General features: G+C 34.0%; 20 protein-coding genes and 1 riboswitch. Of the genes, 14 read left to right on the forward strand and 6 right to left on the reverse strand.

Annotation, left to right across the window (positions count from 1 at the left end):
- Positions 1–211: 211 nt before the first annotated feature.
- A complete protein-coding gene (gene thiT / locus COC46_RS01800) occupies positions 212–793 on the reverse strand; it encodes an energy-coupled thiamine transporter ThiT (RefSeq protein ID WP_098808068.1) in 582 nt (193 codons plus the stop codon).
- 115 nt (positions 794–908) lie between these two features.
- Positions 909–1,017: riboswitch (TPP riboswitch) on the reverse strand.
- A gap of 297 nt (positions 1,018–1,314) precedes the next feature.
- Between thiT and COC46_RS01805 the strand changes: the two genes are divergently transcribed.
- Genes COC46_RS01805 through COC46_RS01815 form a run of 3 tightly spaced genes read left to right on the forward strand, consistent with a single transcriptional unit; the run spans position 1,315 to position 3,249 of the window.
- Positions 1,315–1,791 carry a low molecular weight protein-tyrosine-phosphatase gene (locus COC46_RS01805; protein ID WP_098808069.1) on the forward strand — a complete coding sequence of 159 codons (477 nt, stop codon included), beginning with the start codon at positions 1,315–1,317 and terminating at the stop codon, positions 1,789–1,791.
- A gap of 13 nt (positions 1,792–1,804) precedes the next feature.
- Positions 1,805–2,350 (forward strand): hypothetical protein, encoded by a 546-nt coding sequence (locus tag COC46_RS01810; protein WP_098808070.1) that lies wholly within the window; start codon positions 1,805–1,807, stop codon positions 2,348–2,350.
- 17 nt (positions 2,351–2,367) lie between these two features.
- The gene (locus COC46_RS01815; RefSeq protein ID WP_369700004.1) at positions 2,368–3,249 is read left to right on the forward strand and encodes a YihY/virulence factor BrkB family protein; all 882 of its coding nucleotides are present in this window, start codon (positions 2,368–2,370) and stop codon (positions 3,247–3,249) included.
- A gap of 295 nt (positions 3,250–3,544) precedes the next feature.
- On the opposite strand, the gene COC46_RS01820 is transcribed toward COC46_RS01815, so the two are convergent.
- Complete coding sequence (locus COC46_RS01820) at positions 3,545–5,464, reverse strand: heavy metal translocating P-type ATPase (RefSeq protein ID WP_255294786.1); 1,920 nt, start codon at positions 5,462–5,464, stop codon at positions 3,545–3,547.
- A gap of 485 nt (positions 5,465–5,949) precedes the next feature.
- Here COC46_RS01820 and COC46_RS01825 point away from each other — a divergent pair, with 485 nt between their 5' ends.
- The 7 genes from COC46_RS01825 (at position 5,950) to COC46_RS01855 (ending at position 13,046) form a co-directional block, all read left to right on the forward strand.
- Positions 5,950–6,918: a nuclease-related domain-containing protein gene (locus COC46_RS01825; RefSeq protein WP_098808072.1), complete on the forward strand. Its 969-nt coding sequence runs from the start codon at positions 5,950–5,952 to the stop codon at positions 6,916–6,918.
- Positions 6,919–7,171: 253 nt separating this feature from the next.
- Positions 7,172–8,116 (forward strand): DMT family transporter, encoded by a 945-nt coding sequence (locus COC46_RS01830; protein ID WP_098808073.1) that lies wholly within the window; start codon positions 7,172–7,174, stop codon positions 8,114–8,116.
- A gap of 94 nt (positions 8,117–8,210) precedes the next feature.
- Entirely contained in the window at positions 8,211–9,143 is a 933-nt protein-coding gene (locus COC46_RS01835) for a carbohydrate ABC transporter permease (RefSeq protein ID WP_098808119.1), read from the forward strand.
- Entirely contained in the window at positions 9,143–9,973 is an 831-nt protein-coding gene (locus COC46_RS01840) for a carbohydrate ABC transporter permease (protein ID WP_098808074.1), read from the forward strand. Before COC46_RS01835 ends, COC46_RS01840 begins: the two co-directional genes overlap by 1 nt.
- Positions 9,974–9,983: 10 nt before the next feature.
- Positions 9,984–11,255 carry an ABC transporter substrate-binding protein gene (locus tag COC46_RS01845; protein ID WP_098808075.1) on the forward strand — a complete coding sequence of 424 codons (1,272 nt, stop codon included), beginning with the start codon at positions 9,984–9,986 and terminating at the stop codon, positions 11,253–11,255.
- Between the two features lie 171 nt (positions 11,256–11,426).
- Positions 11,427–12,473: a LysM peptidoglycan-binding domain-containing protein gene (locus tag COC46_RS01850; RefSeq protein WP_098808076.1), complete on the forward strand. Its 1,047-nt coding sequence runs from the start codon at positions 11,427–11,429 to the stop codon at positions 12,471–12,473.
- A gap of 225 nt (positions 12,474–12,698) precedes the next feature.
- Complete coding sequence (locus tag COC46_RS01855; RefSeq protein ID WP_098808077.1) at positions 12,699–13,046, forward strand: DUF805 domain-containing protein; 348 nt, start codon at positions 12,699–12,701, stop codon at positions 13,044–13,046.
- 132 nt (positions 13,047–13,178) lie between these two features.
- Here COC46_RS01855 and COC46_RS01860 read toward each other — a convergent pair whose 3' ends face one another.
- Positions 13,179–13,586, reverse strand: coding sequence for a VanZ family protein (locus tag COC46_RS01860; protein ID WP_176545025.1), 408 nt, complete (start codon positions 13,584–13,586; stop codon positions 13,179–13,181).
- 219 nt (positions 13,587–13,805) lie between these two features.
- Between COC46_RS01860 and COC46_RS01865 the strand changes: the two genes are divergently transcribed.
- Positions 13,806–14,147, forward strand: a complete 342-nt coding sequence (locus COC46_RS01865) for a DUF805 domain-containing protein (protein ID WP_098808079.1) — start codon at positions 13,806–13,808, stop codon at positions 14,145–14,147.
- A gap of 144 nt (positions 14,148–14,291) precedes the next feature.
- Here COC46_RS01865 and COC46_RS01870 read toward each other — a convergent pair whose 3' ends face one another.
- The gene (locus COC46_RS01870) at positions 14,292–14,672 is read right to left on the reverse strand and encodes a hypothetical protein (protein ID WP_098808080.1); all 381 of its coding nucleotides are present in this window, start codon (positions 14,670–14,672) and stop codon (positions 14,292–14,294) included.
- A gap of 312 nt (positions 14,673–14,984) precedes the next feature.
- Positions 14,985–15,110, reverse strand: coding sequence for a GapA-binding peptide SR1P (locus COC46_RS01875; RefSeq protein ID WP_098808081.1), 126 nt, complete (start codon positions 15,108–15,110; stop codon positions 14,985–14,987).
- A 375-nt stretch (positions 15,111–15,485) separates the two neighbouring features.
- On the opposite strand from COC46_RS01875, the gene COC46_RS01880 reads away from it, so the two are divergent.
- The 3 genes from COC46_RS01880 to COC46_RS01890 all read left to right on the forward strand — a co-directional run bounded on the left by COC46_RS01880 (position 15,486) and on the right by COC46_RS01890 (position 18,602).
- Positions 15,486–16,370 carry a carbohydrate ABC transporter permease gene (locus tag COC46_RS01880; RefSeq protein WP_098808120.1) on the forward strand — a complete coding sequence of 295 codons (885 nt, stop codon included), beginning with the start codon at positions 15,486–15,488 and terminating at the stop codon, positions 16,368–16,370.
- Entirely contained in the window at positions 16,370–17,200 is an 831-nt protein-coding gene (locus tag COC46_RS01885) for a carbohydrate ABC transporter permease (RefSeq protein WP_098808082.1), read from the forward strand. Before COC46_RS01880 ends, COC46_RS01885 begins: the two co-directional genes overlap by 1 nt.
- Before the next feature lie 130 nt (positions 17,201–17,330).
- Positions 17,331–18,602 (forward strand): ABC transporter substrate-binding protein, encoded by a 1,272-nt coding sequence (locus COC46_RS01890; protein ID WP_098808083.1) that lies wholly within the window; start codon positions 17,331–17,333, stop codon positions 18,600–18,602.
- Positions 18,603–18,924: 322 nt separating this feature from the next.
- Here COC46_RS01890 and COC46_RS22055 read toward each other — a convergent pair whose 3' ends face one another.
- The gene (locus tag COC46_RS22055) at positions 18,925–19,095 is read right to left on the reverse strand and encodes a hypothetical protein (RefSeq protein WP_176545026.1); all 171 of its coding nucleotides are present in this window, start codon (positions 19,093–19,095) and stop codon (positions 18,925–18,927) included.
- Positions 19,096–19,184 lie beyond the last annotated feature (89 nt).

Genomic DNA, 19,184 nt, shown 5'->3' on the forward strand with positions numbered 1-19,184 from the left:
TTGGTTTTGGTGCGTAAATCATTGGGGTTTGTTCATAAAGTGGTGGTTTTGCTGCATAAATGAGGTCGGGGTGCTTCTGTGTGTGGAAAGATGGTATGGGTTCAAAGTTGTGATCTTCGTTGATATACTGCATAAACAAGCTGAAATCGTCCGGAATTCAAAAAAGCCACAAGCAAATTGAAGTGGCTTTTCTTCCTATATATAAACTGTCTTAAGCTGCCTGATTTCGATTTTTCTTAACATTAACAAGAATCGGTGCCGATGAAAGTAAGATGATCAGTACAACTGCGCTAATAATAAATGAAGGAACCATGTACCAAGCGTTATATACTAATGAATAAATTGAAACTGGAGTTCCTTTTGGAGCGTATGAGCCGTAGAATACAATTCCGGCAATGAAGTGGCAGATGAAACGAGCTAGTGAGCCGATGAAAGTTCCAAAAATAATAAAGGCTGCTGCGCTTGATTTATTGCCGTTTGCTAGTCTGTTTTTTACTTGATTAAAGACAAGTCCTGCCAAACCAAGGCTTGTAAATGCTACGATATAGTCTAAAAGTATTTGTATTGGGTGAACATAATATGGTTTTGTTACTAGTTGTAATAACGCTAGTAATAGACCGGTAATTAATCCTTGTTTTAATCCCCATCTAAAAGCGATTAGAAAAACTGGAAGCATTGCTAATGATACTGAGCCACCTTGAGGTGCAGTGAATAATGGTAAGAAGTCAAATACGATAGCTAATGCTGCACACATCGCTATTTCTGCCATTAATTGAATCTTTGATGTTTTCATTTCTATTTCCCCCTTTATCTCGTGGACAACGTATGTAGTGAAACACATTTTACGGAGGATACAGTATTGGAATAAATAAAAAAGCAACACTGGTAGCATGATGATCCCAGTGTTGCTTTTCATCGTGCCACATCCCTACGTTAGTACTAACTAACAGGTTCGAAGGGTAAGAATAGCTAAAATCTATTCACTCTCAGCCTTTTGTGGCTCCCCTTGTGGTTCAGTTACATTTAGTTGTCTTTACTAAATATAGTCAAGGTGATTTAAAAATACAATTAATTTATCCATAAAAATTAAAAAAATTTTTGTTTTTCGATGGAAATTAAAACTATTTTTAAAAAATGAGTGTAATCGTAGCTATTATGTAAAAAATAAGCATTATAACTCTTATCTTATTTATATTGTCCAAGAATTATTCACAGTGGCTTGCTTTTCATATTAAAGTTTACCGTGTAGAATAAATACAAAAGAAGCAGCTAATTTTTGGCAGAAAGTGTAAATAATTTGAAGGAGACATCGAGATGATTCATGTATTATTTGTCTGTTTAGGTAACATTTGTCGTTCGCCAATGGCTGAGGCTGTTTTTCGTCATTTAGTGACAGAAAAAGGGTTAGATAAACAATTTGTGATAGACTCAGCTGGTACTGGAGATTGGCATTTAGGTCATGCTCCGCATAAGGGAACACAAGGTTTATTAAGTGAAAAGGGTATTAGTTGTGATGGTATGAAAGCTCGAAAAGTGACAGATAATGACTTTAAATATTTTAGTTATATTGTTGCTATGGATGCACAGAATAAAGAGGATTTAGTGAATTTAGCAAGAAATAATTGTATAGGGGAAATTTCACTACTTTCAGATTATGTTCCCGCATCAATGTGGAAGGAAGTGCCTGATCCATATTATACAGGTAATTTTGATGAAGTATATGACATCGTTACAGAAGGATGTTCACATTTACTTCAGCATATTTTAAAGCAACACCAATTAACAGTTTAGAGGAGGATGTAGAATGTCAAAACGTAACAAAGCTTTACGCAATATTCTTGTCGGAGTCGCAATTGGTGCAGGGGTTACGCTACTTAACAAAGAAAATCGTGAGAAGATCTCACGTAAGGGAAGAAGTGTATCGAACAAATTAAATCAAATTAAAGACGATCCAGAAATCGTAAAAGGGGCAGTTCGCAACCAATTGAGAGTAGTACAAAACTCAGTTGAGAAATTAGAAGGTAACGTTCAGCTTGTTAAAGATAAGTGGATTGAAATTAAAGATTCTACATTAAATAAGTTTGATAAAGGATCTTCTAAAGTAACTGAAAAAGCAGTTGAAGCTGTTGAAGCGAAAATTGTGGATTCAGTTGATCTAGAAGAAGGGAAATCGCAAGTTTCAGCGACTTCACTAGAGGTAAACGACGAAACATCAGAAAATTCTTTACATACTGACGAGCAGTTAGAAGCTACTCTTGAAGGTATTGAAGATTTAACTGATGAAAATGCAGATGAAGTACAAGAGAAAGTTGAATCAATTTTATTGGCAGGTAATACATCTAAAGAATAACAATTGAAGGTGTCAATTTGATTAACAAAAAGAATTCTATTGTAGCATTTGTTTGGGATTTAATGAAGAAGTGTATGGAAGACGAAATAGCATCTCGTTCAGCAGAGCTAGCATATTATTTAATGCTATCTCTTTTTCCATTTCTACTTGTTCTTACACAGGTCATAACCTTTTTACCGCTCTCTACTGATGAAATTATGTCTTTCTTAAGTCAATACGCCCCACCCGATGCAATGGCTATTATCCAAAGTAATTTACGATTAATAATCGGTCAATCACATGGTGGCGTATTATCAGTAGGGGTAATTGCAACACTTTGGGCAGCGTCTAATGGTATTAATGCAATCATTAGGGCATTAAATGATGCGTATGATGTAGAGGATAAACGAAATTACTTTGTCACAAGAGGCGTTTCGATTTTGTTAACGATTATTATGATTTTTGTGATCGTGTTCGCGCTATTAATACCGGTGTTTGGAAAGGTTATTGCTGAATTTGTATTTCGTTCTTTAGGAATATCGAATAAGTTCTTGTATACATGGAGTCTAATTCGCTGGTCACTTAGTTTTGTAATTTTAATGATTGTTTTTACTGTTCTTTATTCAATTGGACCAAGTAAAGTTGTCCATATTAAAAAGGTTTTCTTTGGATCACTATTTGCAACGATTGGATGGATTATTTCCTCATTTGGTTTTGCTTATTATGTAGACAATTTTGGGAATTACACAAGTCATTACGGCAGTTTAGGTGGAATTATCGTATTAATGATTTGGTTTTTCATTTCAGCAATGGTTGTGATTATTGGTGGAGAATTAAATGCCCTAATAAAGCAACGCATATATGGTAAGCACAAACCGAAACCAAAATTAATTGATCCTAATAAGCCGAATCCGACTTAATCTAATGGAGTTTTCTTCCATGAGTAGTCCTGTTTTTGAGAGGTAAACTAAAAGGGACTTCAATAAGGGAGGAAACTTAAATGAGTAATAATAAGAAAAACCATAATGATAAATCAAATAAAAAGCAAAAAAGTAGCTCACATCCAAAGGGCAAAACTAGTGGATCTGCAAACGGAAGTAATGATTACCATTAATTAATAGGCTGACGTGAATACTTTGCCTGCTTGCAATGCTTATTACTGTAAAGTCAGTCTAATAAAAAACGCATCGTACTTTTGTTGTACGATGCGTTTTTTTAATCTCTTAATAATCTTAAAGAGTTAAGAATAACTAAAATTGTGCTTCCTTCATGACCGATTACTCCATACGGTAAATCAATAATTTGTAGGAAATTTGAGCAGATAAGGAATGCAATTATGCTAAGAGAAAAGATAATATTTTGTTTAACAATTTTGTTCATACGTTTAGACAATGTGATTGCTTTTGAAATTTTCGTTAAGTCATTTTTCATTAATACGACATCGGCCGTTTCTAAAGCAACGCCAGTTCCGCCACCCATAGCAATTCCTACATTTGCAGTTGCTAGGGCAGGGGCGTCATTTATACCATCACCAACCATTGCCACTTGACCATAATTGTCTTTCAGCTTTTTAACGATCGATACTTTTTCATCTGGTAGACATGATGCAAAGTATTCATTGATTTCACTTTCAGCAGCAATTACTTTAGCTGTTTGTTCAGAGTCACCTGTAATCATGACTGTTTGAACACCTAATTTATTTAACGTAGATAATGCTTGCTTTGATTCGTTACGAACTAAATCCTTTAATGAGAAAATGGCAACGACTTGATCTTGTGTACCTACATAAACGATTGTCTTTCCTTCTTGTTCCCACTGTTGTTCAAAATGAATAAGTGGATTTTGCTTCATTGTCACGAACTCTTTTTTACCAACACGGTATTCAGTACCATTTAAAATTGCCGATACACCGAAACCAGGGTGGTCATCAATTTGTTCAAATGACGAAGATACTGTAATGCCTTCCTTAGTTGTGTAATCAACAATTGCCGCAGCTAACGGGTGAGTAGAGTATTTTTCAATTGAAGCAACAATTGATAATAATTCTGTACGATCGAAATCTTCTACTTTCTCAAAGCCTGTTACTTCTGGCTTACCAATTGTTAACGTACCAGTTTTATCAAATGCGATTGCTTTTAAGACAGCTAGTCGCTCTAAATGAATACCGCCTTTAACAAGAATTCCTGATTTTGCGCCATTTGAAATTGCTGATAAAACAGCGGGTGTAATCGATGCGACTAGAGCACAAGGTGAAGCTACTACAAGTAAAATCATTGCGCGATAAAATGTTGTCGTCCATGACCAATCTAATGCAAAATGCGGTAAAAACATCATAATCGCTACTGCAGTTAATACGCCCTTTACATATACACCTTCAAACTTCTCAATGAATTGTTGAGAAGGAGTTTGTTCACTTTGAGCTGTTTGAACAAGATTAATGATTTTTTGGAAAAGCGTCTCATCACTATGCTTCGTGATTTCAACAACAAGTGTCCCTTTCATATTGATCGTACCTGCAAAAACTTCATCCTTTAAATTCTTAACAACTGGTATTGATTCACCAGTAAGTGCTGATTCATCTACTAATGTCTCACCTTTAATAATCTGACCATCAGCAGGAATACGCTCACCAGCTTTAATTAAAATATAATCACCAATGTTTAAATGCTTAATGCTTACAACTTCCTCAACTTCATCAACTAAACGAATTGCCGTTTGCGGTTGAAGAGACAGCAGAGAAGAGATCTCTTTATTTGTTTTATTTAACGTATACGTTTCAAGTGCACCACTTAAAGCAAAGATAAAAATCAATACGGCACCTTCAGTCCAATACCCAATAGCAGCCGAACCAACAGCCGCAATAATCATTAGCATCTCAACATTTAACTCTTTTTCAGCAATCGTATCCTCGATCCCTTCCTTTGCCTTTGCGTAACCTCCGATACAAAATGCTAAAACATATAAAATAATCGACATCATTGAATTATCACTTTTAACAAATGAAGCAATTAGAATTAACGCCCCAGAAACTAAAGCGGCAATTAACTCTCCATGTTTTGATAGAAATGACGTAGATTCCACATGGTCAGCTTCATATGTAGCATGAATCGTTGATACTTTTGGACTTGCTTCCATAATAATTTCCCCTTTCATACTTTCAATTGAGAAAAATAATCAACTTCATTACCCTTATAAAACGACGAAAGCTGCCGTCCTAGGACAGCAGCGTACATTTTATAAGGCATTACTATTTATTTAATCTCTAAGTTGTTTTTAGTTCACAGATTTCTTAATTAAAATAATTCTTATTAACTATATATTACCACATTCTATTAAGTGTGATGAAAAAATTTGCTTGTGGATTGAATTTTTTTTTTTTTTTGTGGCTGGGGGCCGAACAGATTGTGAACTATGTGCATAATGTTGTGAACTTGGTTCATAAAGTGCGGGTATTTGTGTATAAAGTCCGTAGATTTGTTCATAAAACACAGGTTTTTGTTCATAAAGCTATAGATTACAAATTTTATTTTCTTTTATTTCGCAAAAGAGTCACAAATCAATACGATATGAATTTATTTTAGTTAGATAATAGAGTAAATAAACAAAAGGAGGGACTATTATTGATTGTTAAAGAAAGAAAAACACCTATGATGTTATTAAAATTAGAGGCACTACTTAGGAGAATACCAAAAAAACATTCAATGCGTTCAATTATTGAGAGTGATTTTATGAAAATCAAAACAGGTTATAATGGAGAGAAAAAAATTGATTATTATTTAGACGTACTATCAATGAAAGAATACAATATTCTCCATAATATTAGACTGGAAAATGAGGAGAAGCAGTTCTTTCAAATTGATACAGTGATTATTACAAACAAGTATATTCTTATTTTGGAAATTAAAAATATGTTAGGAAATCTTAGGTTTGAAAGAGACTTTAATCAATTTATTCGGGTACTAGGGGAGAATGAAGAAAGCTTTCCTAATCCCATTTTACAAGTTAATCGTCATCAAAAACAGCTACGAGCTTTTCTTGAAAAATATAAATTAGAAATACCTTCTATCTACTCATTTATCATCATCAGCAATTCTTCCTCGGTAATAAAAACTACAATTCGTAATTCTCAAGTACTTGATAATATATTTCATGCAGAACAACTACCTTTAAAAATACAAAAGCTAAATGAAATCAAAACCAATCAAATATTTTCATCAAATCAAATAAGAAAAATATCGAAAGCAATATTAAAATATCATACTACCCAAAATACTAATGTATTAGAGAAATACAATATTGATAAAACTGACATTATTAAGGGTGTAATCTGTCCGAATTGCACTACTAATATGATGAAGCGTACACATGGAAGTTGGTGTTGTGTTTGTACTTATCAATCAAAGGATGCACATATTCAGGCTATTTATGATTATGGATATTTAATGGGTCCCTCAATTTCGAATATTGAGTGTAGAGATTTTTTACAATTATCCTCGAGATCGAGCTCAACAAATTTGTTAAAGTCACTTAATTTAAAACAAATTGGATGCTATAAAAGCACTAAGTATTTGTTTGAATTTGATGATTAATATATGAATCGTGGCCGAGGCATTAATTCTTGGCCTTTTTTTGATTTGTGCACAAATCATGAAGATTTGTTCATAAACCACGGTATTTCGTGCATAAATCGTGTAGTTTTGTTCATAAATCACAGATTTTTGTTCATAAGCGACCAGATCAAGCTAGAGAAACACCCCAAAAGTCAAAACAAATAGAAAGAATCCCCCAACAAATGATAGAATAAACTGTATTCTACAGAGAAAAGGCATATGGAGGGAAAGAATGTCTGCGAAAAGGTTTTTTACGCATCCTTTGGGAGTGATTGGGTCAGCGGTTGTTACGACTTTTTTATGGGGGAGTGCGTTTCCGTTTATTAAGTTGAGTTATGAGCATTTGCATATTGGGAAGAATGAGATTTGGAAGCAGATGATTTTTGCGGGTTATCGTTTCTTTTTGGCCTCATTATTGATTTTGGTATTTTTTACTTTGATAGGAAGAAAGTTAACTTTTAAGCGGGATACTTTTTTTGTTGTGGGGAAAGTTGGTTTGTTTCAGACGTTTTTACAATATGTGTTGTTTTATATAGGTTTGAGTTTTTCGACTGGAGTTCAGGGTTCGATTATTGCTGGGACTACTTCGTTTTTTCAGCTTTTGGCAGCGCATTTTATGTATAAGAATGATCGTTTAACTTTGCGTAAGATTGTTGGTGTGACGGTTGGGTTCGTTGGTGTAATCATCGTGAATATAACGAAGGGGACTCTTTCTTTGCATTTGGGAATTGGTGAGATTTTGTTATTGATTGCGATGGCGTTTGGTGGTTATGGTAATGTTCTTGCTAAAGAGGCTGCGAAGAAAGTGGATGTTGCTTATTTAACGGCATATCAAATGATGATTGGCTCGATTGGGTTGTTATTAATTGGTGGGCTAACGGCAGGGTTTTTCCCGTTTCACTTTGATGTTAAGACGTTTGGAATGCTCGTTTATTTATCGTTGCTTTCGTCTGTGGGCTTTATACTTTGGAACAATGTCATGAAGTATAATCAAGTTGGAAAAGTGTCAATGTACTTATTTTTAGTGCCAGTTTTTGGGGTGATTTTATCATCACTTATGCTGAATGAAGTGTTATCATATCTTGTTTTCATCGGTTTAATGATGGTTACGTCAGGTATTATTATTGTTAATTATCAGAAGGATCAACGTAGCACTCATATGAAGAGTGCGTCTTAATTTAGAATAAAAGCAACTCCACTTTTAAATAATAAGGTGGAGTTGCTTTTTTTAGTTGAAGGGAGGTACATAGTTGTCAAAGTTTGATAAAACAATGAAGAAAGAAATTGAAACTGTTGTTGATGATGCTACTGACTTTAAGGTCTCCAGTCGAAAGAAACGCCGTAATAGTGGGAGCTTTATTGTGTTTGTAGGTCCGGCTTTTCTAGTTTTTGCAGCATTAGTGCTTGTTCCTTTTTTGATGGGTTTGTATTATTCCTTTACGAATTGGAATGGGGTAGTCGGGAATATCCAATATGTGGGTTTTGATAATTACAAATACATATTCACACAAGATGCAGACTTTAAACAGTCTTTTATCATTACGACTAAGTATACATTTTTTGCGGTTATTTTAACGAATTTGATTGGTTTTGGCTTGGCTTTATTAGTTACAAAGGGGCTTAAATCAAGAAATATCCTAAGGACGATTTTCTTTTTACCTAATTTAATAGGTGGATTATTACTCGGTTTTATTTGGCAATTTATTTTTAATAAAGGGTTAACGTCATTAGGAGCGGCGTTAGGAATCGATTCGTTAATGCAATCATTGTTAGGTACTGCAAAAGGGGCTTTCTGGGCGATTATTATTGTAGCGATTTGGCAGGGTGCGGGTTATATTATGATCATTTATGTAGCAGCACTCCAAGGTGTACCACAGGAATTGATTGAAGCAGCTCAAGTAGACGGCGCAGATCGATTTACAACTTTAAGGAAAATCATCATTCCGATGGTGGCACCAGCTGTAACTGTATGTTTATTCTTAACTATTTCATGGTCTTTCAAGGTGTTTGATCAAAATCTGTCGCTTACTGGTGGTGGACCGTTTAAATCGACGGAAATGCTTGCGTTAAATATTTACACAGAAGCATTCGTAAATAATCGGTATGGATTAGGAGAAGCAAAAGCTATTGTCTTCTTCATTGTTGTCGCAGCTATTTCAATTCTCCAAGTGTATATAACGAAGAAGAGGGAGGTTGAAGCATAGTGGAAAATGAGCGCTATACCGGACTGTCCTTTTTACTTGAACTGTTTGGGATTATATTAGCAATCGTATTTCTAGTTCCTTTTTACTATGTATTAGGAAACTCGTTTAAATCCTTTTCAGATATTTTGCAAAATACATCGTCATTACCCAAAACTTTTGATTTTACAAATTACTCACAAGCAATCGTCATAATGGATTTTTGGAGAGCTCTGTTGAATTCTTTAATCGTAACGGTTGCTAGTAATGTTGTGATCGTATTATTTTGCTCAATGGCAGCCTATAAACTTGTTCGCACAAAGCATAAAATCTCGACGATTATTTTTTTTATTTTTGTTGCGACAATGGTCATTCCATTTCAATCAATTATGATACCACTTGTCCGTGTTGGAAGTATATTTCATTTAATGAATAGTCATTATGGGCTTGTCGTGATGTATTTAGCATTTGGATCAGCATTATCGATTTTTCTATATCACGGTTTTATAAAAGGAATTCCAATTGAACTAGAAGAAGCAGCAATTATTGATGGATGTTCACCGTTCATGGTTTTTTGGAAAGTGGTTTTCCCTTTATTAAAGCCAATCACCGTAACAATTGTGATTTTAAATACTTTATGGATTTGGAATGATTTCTTATTACCATCTTTAGTTTTACGCGATCAAGAATTACGCACGATCCCACTGGCTACTTTTTATTTCTTTGGGGCATACACGAAACAATGGAATTTAGCACTAGCCGGATTGGTTTTAGGCATTATGCCATTATTAATCTTTTTCTTTGCAGCACAAAAACAAATTATTCGCGGTATTACTAGCGGTTCAATAAAGTAAGGAGGATCATATGAATAAAAAATTATTTAAGTCGATAGCCGTTTTATCAACTAGTATGTTGTTGTTTACTGGATGTAATAAAAAAGAAGAAGAGAAAACGCCAGCTTCTGGTGAGAAAGTTACATTAAATATTTTTCAGTTTAAAGCTGAAATTGCTAAAGACCTCGAGGCTTTAGCGAAAGAATACCAAAAGGAAAATGAAAATGTAACGGTTAAGGTTCAAACAGTAGGTGGGGGAGCAGATTATGGAGCAGCTTTAAAAGCCCAATTTGCATCGGGAAATGAACCAGATATTTTCAATAATGGCGGATACCAAGAGGCCGTAACTTGGAAGGACAAACTAGAAGACTTGTCTGATCAAGCGTGGGTGAAGGATTTATATCCAGAAACAGAAAAACCGATGACGGTTGATGGCAAATTACTAGGAATGCCTATGAACACTGAAGGATATGGATTCATTTATAATAAAGATTTATTTGATAAAGCGGGAATTACAGAATTACCAAAAACATTAACTGAATTAGAAGAAGCAGCTAAAAAATTAAAAGCTGCTGGCATTACGCCTTTTTCAGTAGGATATGGTGAGTGGTGGATTTTAGGAATTCATTTATTAAATATTCCATTCGCACAACAACCAGATCCAGACAAATTTATCGCCGACTTAAATGCAGGAAAAGCAAAAATTCCTGATAATGAAAAATTTAAGGAGTTTATCAAATTATTTGATCTAACGATTCAATATGGAAATAAAAATCCATTAACAACTGATTACAATACACAAGTTACAAACTTTGCATCTGGAAAAACTGCAATGATGCAACAAGGAAACTGGACGCAAGGTATGATTGATGGAATTACAAAAGATATGAAGCTCGGCCTTTTACCAATACCAATTAATGATGATAAAGACGCAATGGATAAAATTCCAGTCGGAGTACCGAATAACTGGGTAGTTAACAAAAATTCAAAAAACAAAGAAGAAGCGAAGAAGTTTTTAAATTGGATGGTTTCTTCTGACACAGGTAAAAATTATATTGTAGAAAAGTTTAAATTCATCCCAGCTGTTAAAACAATTGAAGGAAAAGGATTAGGGCCAATTGCTGACGATATTCAAAAGTACTCAGCAGAAGGAAAAGTACTTTCATGGAACTGGTTCAAGTATCCGAATGGTGCAACAAACGAATTTGGTGCCTCAATGCAAGCTTATGTCGGTGGACAAAAAAATCCACAACAATTACTACAATCGCTTCAAGATACTTGGGACAAGTTGAAGAATCAATAAGTAAAGGTTGAAGACAAATCTTATTTTGAAATAGGATTTGTCTTTTTTTATGGAAGATTTTGTACGATGTATACATGCAGTTATTTTGATATAGTAATTATCAACCTGTAAAAGTGAAATCCTGAGGTTAACCTAGATAAATAGATTAATAGTAAGGGAGAGTAATCTAACATGAAAAAATCGATAAAAAACGTTATTCTATCTACAGCGATTGTCTTTTCTTTAGGAACAGTAGTCGGACCAGCTAATGCGGCATCTGTTACGTATAAAGTTAAAAAAGGGGACACGCTTTACAAACTTTCAAAAACATATAAAACAACTGTTGCAGAAATTAAAAAGCTAAATAAATTAAAATCGAACACAATTCTAATTGGACAAAAATTAACTATTCCTACAAAAATGAAAGTTGCTACAAAGAAACCAGCTACACAAACAATTAGTCCAGTAAAGCTTCCAGCAAGTGAACCAGTTAAAAAGATGGCACTAGAAATTACATCCTGGTATGAAACGTCATCATCTGAAGCGGATGCATTTGGTACAACTAGTGGAAACTTCGACGGAGCAGGATTATCATTTGGAGCACTTCAAGAAAATTTCGGGACAGAGACTTTACAACCAATTATGAAAAATATGTTTAAAAATCATAATGATGTAGTTTTAAAAGCTTTCAATGGAGATATGGATTCTTATAACACATTCAAAGATGTCATTTTAAACAAATCAACAAAAGAACAGGTAGCTTGGGGAGATTCAATTAGCGATCCTAAGGATAAATACCAAGTGGTAGAACCTTGGAAGACATATTTTAAAAAATTAGGTACAAGCCAAGAATGCATTGATGAACAAATTAATGCTTCAAAGTGGTATTTTGACCAAGCCGAAAAGTACTACCAAACATTCGGATTATGGACAAAACGAGGATATGCACTAATGTTTGATATCTTCGTACAAAGTGGTGCAATCTCAGACAAAACGAAAAATTTAATACTAGATGACTTTAAAAAGATCGATACAAAAAATTTAACAAGAGAACAAATCGAAACGAAAAAAATGAATATCATCGTTAACCGTCGTGCTGCAGATGTAAATCCACAATGGAGAGAAACATGGAAGTCTAGAAAATCAGTTATTGCTAACGGTAGTGGAACTGTTGTTGGATACGGAGACTTTTTTGATGTAACTCCTTATGGTGCTACGTTGACGCATGTGAATAAATAAGTTACTTGATGATGGAGTCCTAGATTTTGGACTTCTTTTTTTTGTTTGCGAACACTTTTTGAACGGTATTGATTAATTTGTGAACTTGGCTTAATTAACAGCAGACGAGGTAATACGCATATTTCTCTTAATAAATTTTAATAATAAGGAATATTATCCATTAAAATATGTTAATCTTACTATACTTAGCTTTTAGCTAAATTTACTTCTTAGGAGAGATCTATCGTGCAGTGGTATTTAAAAGGATTAAAGAATTATGTCGGATTTCATGGTAGAGCGAGTCGTACAGAATATTGGATGTTCATGTTGATTAATGCTATTATTACTATTTTACTTTCAATAGTTGAGAAGCTTGTTAACCTTGATGATATTCTTTCGGGAATCTATGGCTTATTAACATTGCTGCCTTTAATAGCAGTCGGTGTTCGCAGGTTACATGATATTGGTAAAAGTGGTTGGTGGTATTTAATTGGGTTAATTCCGATTATCGGATCAATCATTCTGATCGTATGGGCATGTTTTAGAAGTGAAGATCATGAGAATCGTTTTGGACCAGTTCCAAGTAATAGATAAGTTCTTTGATGGGGAGTCCGTGATTTTGGACTCCTTTTTTGATTTGACTGACTTAAAAGCTGGACTATGGAAACGCTTTGAAATGAAAAAACCTGTATCCAATAAAGGACACAGGTTTGATTATTGCTTTAATTATGTATTACTATCGTTGCTTAGCCATATGTGCATTGTAATCTTATATCCAATGTAAGTTCCTAAAGTATTTAATATAACATCATCTATATCTGACACTCTAAAAGACATCATAAATTGGAAAACTTCTATACTTACCGATAAAAATAAGCCAATACTAATAACTTTTTTTGATTTCATTATTGACGTTAAAATAATCCCAAATGGTACAAATAGCACGATATTACCAAAAATATTAACAATAAATGTTTTAATGTCAAACCCATTAAACATGTTGATGAATGGGATTAAATTTAATCCACCTTCAGCAACGCCTATTCCTAAAGAAGCGACCGGAAAAAAAGTAAACCTAATAATAAATAAAAGTGAAAAAATTAACAGTAAAAATTTTATGAAAATCGGCTTCAAAATATAGCTCCTAAGAAAATGTTTTGTTACGAGGTTATTATACAGTAATTTTTTTGTAATTCCTCAACAAAATTTTCATACTACTTCATGCCTATATTTAGGCGTTTTTTTTTGTGTTAATTCAAAATAGATTCTCTAAAAATTAAAAATTAATAATGTTCATTGGGTATTCAGAATAGACTTAAATGTACCATATTTACTACTTAGGAGGGATCCATCGTGGAATGGTATTTAAAAGTATTAAAAAACTATGCTGTATTCAATGGAAGAGCTCGAAGAACAGAGTATTGGATGTTTTTCCTGTTTAATGCCATTATCACTATTATACTTTCATTTTTACAAAGTTTTGCCGATTTAGGTACGGTTTTAACTGGAATTTATGGACTTTTGACTTTGTTGCCGAGTTTAGCAGTTGGCGCACGTAGATTACATGATTCCGGTAGAAGTGGTTGGTGGCTGTTAATTGGTTTGATTCCGTTTATTGGTACGATTATTCTTATCGTTTTCTTCTGTTTGGATAGTGATGAGGGAGATAATCGATTTGGTGCTAGTCCTAAGTAATCGGGTTAAAGGTAACGAGGTAAGCCGCCTTATGTAAGGCGGTTTTTTTTTTTGCGTTCATAGGATTGTTTTACTATTTGGCAATCTAAAACAGCATCACCTTGTTAATTATCAATAACAAGGTGATGCTGTTTAGATAGTCCTTTAATTGTTCTTAGTAACACGTTTGAAGACAACATCTTTTTGATTTGCAAATACCAGTGTTGTGTCTGTTACTGTAATCGTTAATGTGTTTGTAGACCCTTTTGGGTTCATTTTTACCTGTTTGTTTGTCGACGATTGAATTGTATAGTGACGATCGATGGTTTGCTCGTATGATCCCATTTTGGTGGTCGTCTTTAAAGTAATTAGATGCGTTTTTTTATCTTCTTTCACTTCAATTAAATAATCAACTGAGTTATTCGATTTGGTCGTTTCGGTGTGATAAGTCCATTTTCCATACATTTTTTCTTCCGCTGCATGACGCTCACATGCACTAAGCAATATAAACAATAGCAACAGTAAAGAGAGAACAATTTTTTTCAACATAATACCTCCGTATAATAAGCGTGCAAACAGAAAGCGAAAACGAATGGAATCACTAAACGGGTGATGTAAATGTATCGTTTCTATTATCCTTTGATCTATTTCTCCAATAAGAAATTATTAGAATTTATTCAATAATTATACCATTTAGTTCAAAAAAAATAGATGAGTAGGTAGCGTATTGTTCAATTAATTATGTAGTGTCGACAGAGCCTCCAACTACCAAGAAGAAAAATGAAAAAGGATCTTTAAGCAAGATCCTTTTTTCTAGATATTCATTTAAGTTTTTTTATATTAAAGTCTTGATCTATATTATTTTGCAGTTGTATTAGCTGTTCCTTTTTTGCATGTTTCGCAAGTTGAATAGATTTTCACAATTTTTTTATATTCCGCGTATTCAATTGTTTCTGCGCATTCTTTACAGATTAAAATTTGCATTAGAAACACCCCCTAAGCCCACTATATCACGTTCGATTCACTATTTCTCCAGGGACTTTACCTACCCTATGGACGCTTATTGTCCATGTCTAGAAAACGTTGTCATATCAAGGTTTTTGAGCAGAAATAGACGAGAAAAAATTTTTTCTAGAGATTAATAAAAAAACGTAAAAGTAAACAAAGGATCAGAAGTTCCGAATTTAAAAGAAGCCTAAATTAATAACGATGCAATTTAATCTAGTCAATATATTCCACCCTACTGTTCAAATGAATACGTTTTCACAACTGGGGAGGTATTTTATGATGATAGTGGAGGTGTTACAGATGATTGAAACGAAAAAAGTGATTGATTCAAATTTAACAGATGCCAAGACAATGAGGTCTTCTAAAAAATTAAGAGATTTTTTAAATTATCTTACGTTTGTAGGACCAGCAACTTTAGTATTTGCAGCGATCGTGTTAACGCCATTTTTAATAGGGTTTTTCTATTCATTTACTGAGTGGGATGGTGTAGCGGATTCTGCTAAGTGGGTCGGACTTGAAAATTATAAATACATTTTTACACAGGATAAAGATTTTATTCATTCATTTCTTTTAACTGGTAAATATACATTATTCGCGGTGATCTTGACCAATGTGATTGGTTTTGGTTTAGCGTTGATCGTGACTCAGGCATTAAAAACAAGTAATATTTTAAGAACGATCTTTTTCCTTCCGAATTTAATCGGTGGTTTATTATTAGGTTTCATTTGGCAGTTCATTTTTAATAAAGGTTTAATTTCGATTGGACAGTTATTGCATTCAGACTTTTTACAAAGAGCACTTTTAGGAGAAGAAAAAGGTGCATTTTGGGCAATTGTTATCGTGGCGGTTTGGCAAGGTGCAGGTTACATAATGGTTATTTATGTAGCGGCTCTGCAAGGTGTGCCACAGGAATTAATTGAAGCAGCTCAAATTGATGGTGCGAATAAATTCCAAGTGTTACGCAAAATCGTTATTCCGATGGTAGCACCAGCTGTAACAGTTTGTTTATTCTTAACCATTTCATGGTCATTTAAAGTGTTTGATACAAACCTTTCATTAACGAATGGTGGACCGTTTAAGTCTACTGAGATGTTGGCTTTAAATATTTATACTGAGGCTTTTGTTAATAACCGTTATGGTTTAGGTGAAGCGAAAGCGATTGTTTTCTTCGTAGTCGTTGCGTTGATTTCGGTCATTCAAGTTTACATTACGAAGAAGAGGGAGGTTGAGGCATAATGCTAAAAGAACGATATACTGGCCTTACTTTTATATTAGAAATAGCGGCAATCATACTTGCGCTCATCTTCTTAGTTCCTTTTTATTATGTATTAGGCAACTCGTTTAAATCATTTGCTGATATTTTACAAAATACATCTTCGCTTCCAAAAAGCTTAGATTTTACAAATTATCAACAAGCAATTGAAGTTATGAATTTTTGGAAGGCACTAGTGAATTCCTTAATCGTGACAATTGTTAGTAATGTTGTCATCGTCTTTTTCTGCTCGATGACAGCTTATAAATTAGTTCGTTCAAAAAGTAAAATTTCAAATATCATTTTCTTTATCTTTGTAGCAACAATGGTCATCCCATTCCAATCAATCATGATTCCATTAGTGAAAGTTGGAAGTACGCTTCATTTAATGAATAGCCATTGGGGATTAGTAGTAATGTATCTAGGTTTCGGTTCAGCATTATCGATCTTCTTATATCACGGTTTCATTAAAACGATTCCGATTGAGTTAGAAGAAGCAGCAATTATTGATGGATGTTCACCGACGATGGTTTTCTGGAAAGTCGTTTTCCCATTATTAAAACCAATTACGGTTACAATTGTGATCTTAAATACGTTATGGATTTGGAATGACTTCTTATTACCATCACTTGTGTTAAGAGATATGGAGTTAAGAACGATTCCGCTTGCTACATTCTATTTCTTTGGAGCATATACAAAACAATGGAATCTAGCGTTATCTGGTCTTGTTTTAGGGATTACTCCACTGTTACTTTTCTACTTTGCAGCACAGAAACATATTATTAAAGGAATTACTAGCGGTTCAATTAAATAGTGTGATTGGGTGGAAGTTTATCAATATATTCCACCCATCATGTCAATATAGGCTATCCTTAGTTAAGAATTTTTAAATGTATAATGAAAGCGTATTCAAAATAAAGAATATTGAGACGGGGGTTTCTACAATGAAAAAGATGCTAAAGGTTGCAGCTGCATTAACAACTTCAGTGATGTTATTCTCTGCATGTTCTGGAGGATCTGCAGACAAAGCTTCAAATGATTCAAAGGATAAAAAAGTAACTTTAAACGTATTCCAGTTTAAAGCTGAGATTGCGAAAGATTTAGAACAAATGGCGAAGGATTACCATAAGGAAAATCCAAACGTTACAGTTAAAATTCAAACTGTAGGTGGCGGTGCTGACTACGGTGCGGCATTAAAAGCTCAATTTGCTTCAGGTAACGAGCCTGATATCTTCAACAATGGTGGATTCCAAGAAGCAGTTACTTGGAAAGATAAATTAGAAGATCTTTCTGATGAATCATGGGTAAAAGATTTATATCCAGGAACTGAAAAACCAATGACAATCGACGGCAAACTATATGGTATGCCTATGAATACTGAAGGTTATGGATTTATTTACAATAAAGATTTATTCGCAAAAGCTGGCATTACTGAAACACCAAAAACATTAAGCGAATTAACTGCAGCAGCTGAAAAACTTAAAAAAGCAGGCATCACTCCTTTCTCAATCGGTTACGGTGAGTGGTGGATTTTAGGAATTCACTTATTAAATATTCCTTTCGCTCAACAACAAGATCCAGATCAATTCATGGCTGATGTGAATTCTGGTAAAGTGAAAATTCAAGACAACGAAAAATTCAAAGACTTTATGAAACTGTTTGATTTAACAGTTAAATTCGGTAACAAAAATCCTTTAACAACTGATTACAACACTCAAGTTACAAACTTTGCTCAAGGTAAAACTGCTATGATCCAACAAGGTAACTGGATTCAAGGTATGGTTGATGGAATTACTCCGAACATGAACTTAGGTGTATTACCAATTCCAATCAATGACGACAAAGAAGCAATGGATAAATTACCAATGGGTGTACCAAATAACTGGGTAGTTAACAAAAACGCTAAAAACAAAGAAGAAGCTAAAAAATTCCTAGAGTGGATGGTTACATCTGACACAGGTAAAAAATATATCGTTGAAAAATTCAAGTTCATCCCTGCTTTAAAAACAATCGAAGGTAAAAACTTAGGACCAATCGCTGACGACTTATTAAAGTACTCTGCTGAAGGTAAAACATTATCTTGGAACTGGTTCAAATACCCAGACGGAGCTACAAATGAGTTCGGTGCAGCAATGCAAGCTTACGTTGGAAAACAAAAATCTTCTCAAGAAATGTTAAAATCTCTTGAAGAAACTTGGATGAAATTAAAGAAGTAAATTCTTTAAATTGAGGCTTCCCTAAAATACCTCCATAGCCCACAAGGAATTCCTTGTGGGTTTTTTGTGTTTATTGGGGTATATGAGGGGGATTAGCTTGATCAGAGCTGGTTTTAGCGATAATTGAGCCGATTTGGCGAAAATTAAGCCAGTTTGAGTAGTAATTGAGCCGACAATCAGTGTAGTGTAGCAATATATCAACGAGAATAGGACATTTATCAACGAGAACAGGGCATATATCAACCAAAATAAGCAATATATCAACGAAGTTCACAACTTTATCAACATAGTACACATAGTGTTCGTATTTTCAGACTCAAACTCAGTAGTTTTCCACCAGACAGAGCGCTCCCCAAATAAGAGCAGACAACTTATGCACAAAACCACCAGCTTTATGAACAAATCTCCTCACTTTATGCACAAAATTTCCAACAATATGAACAATAACCCCTACTTTATGCACAAAGTTCACAAACCCACCAATAAAGTTCACAAACCGTTCGCCCCTCTATGGGCACCTAATCACTTTAGTTTTATACCTTTCCGAGAGCCTTCCCCAGATTCCTATATGTAAATTTTTAA

The organism is Bacillus sp. AFS041924 (assembly GCF_002577195.1).
Lineage (GTDB): Bacteria > Bacillota > Bacilli > Bacillales > Bacillaceae_G > Gottfriedia.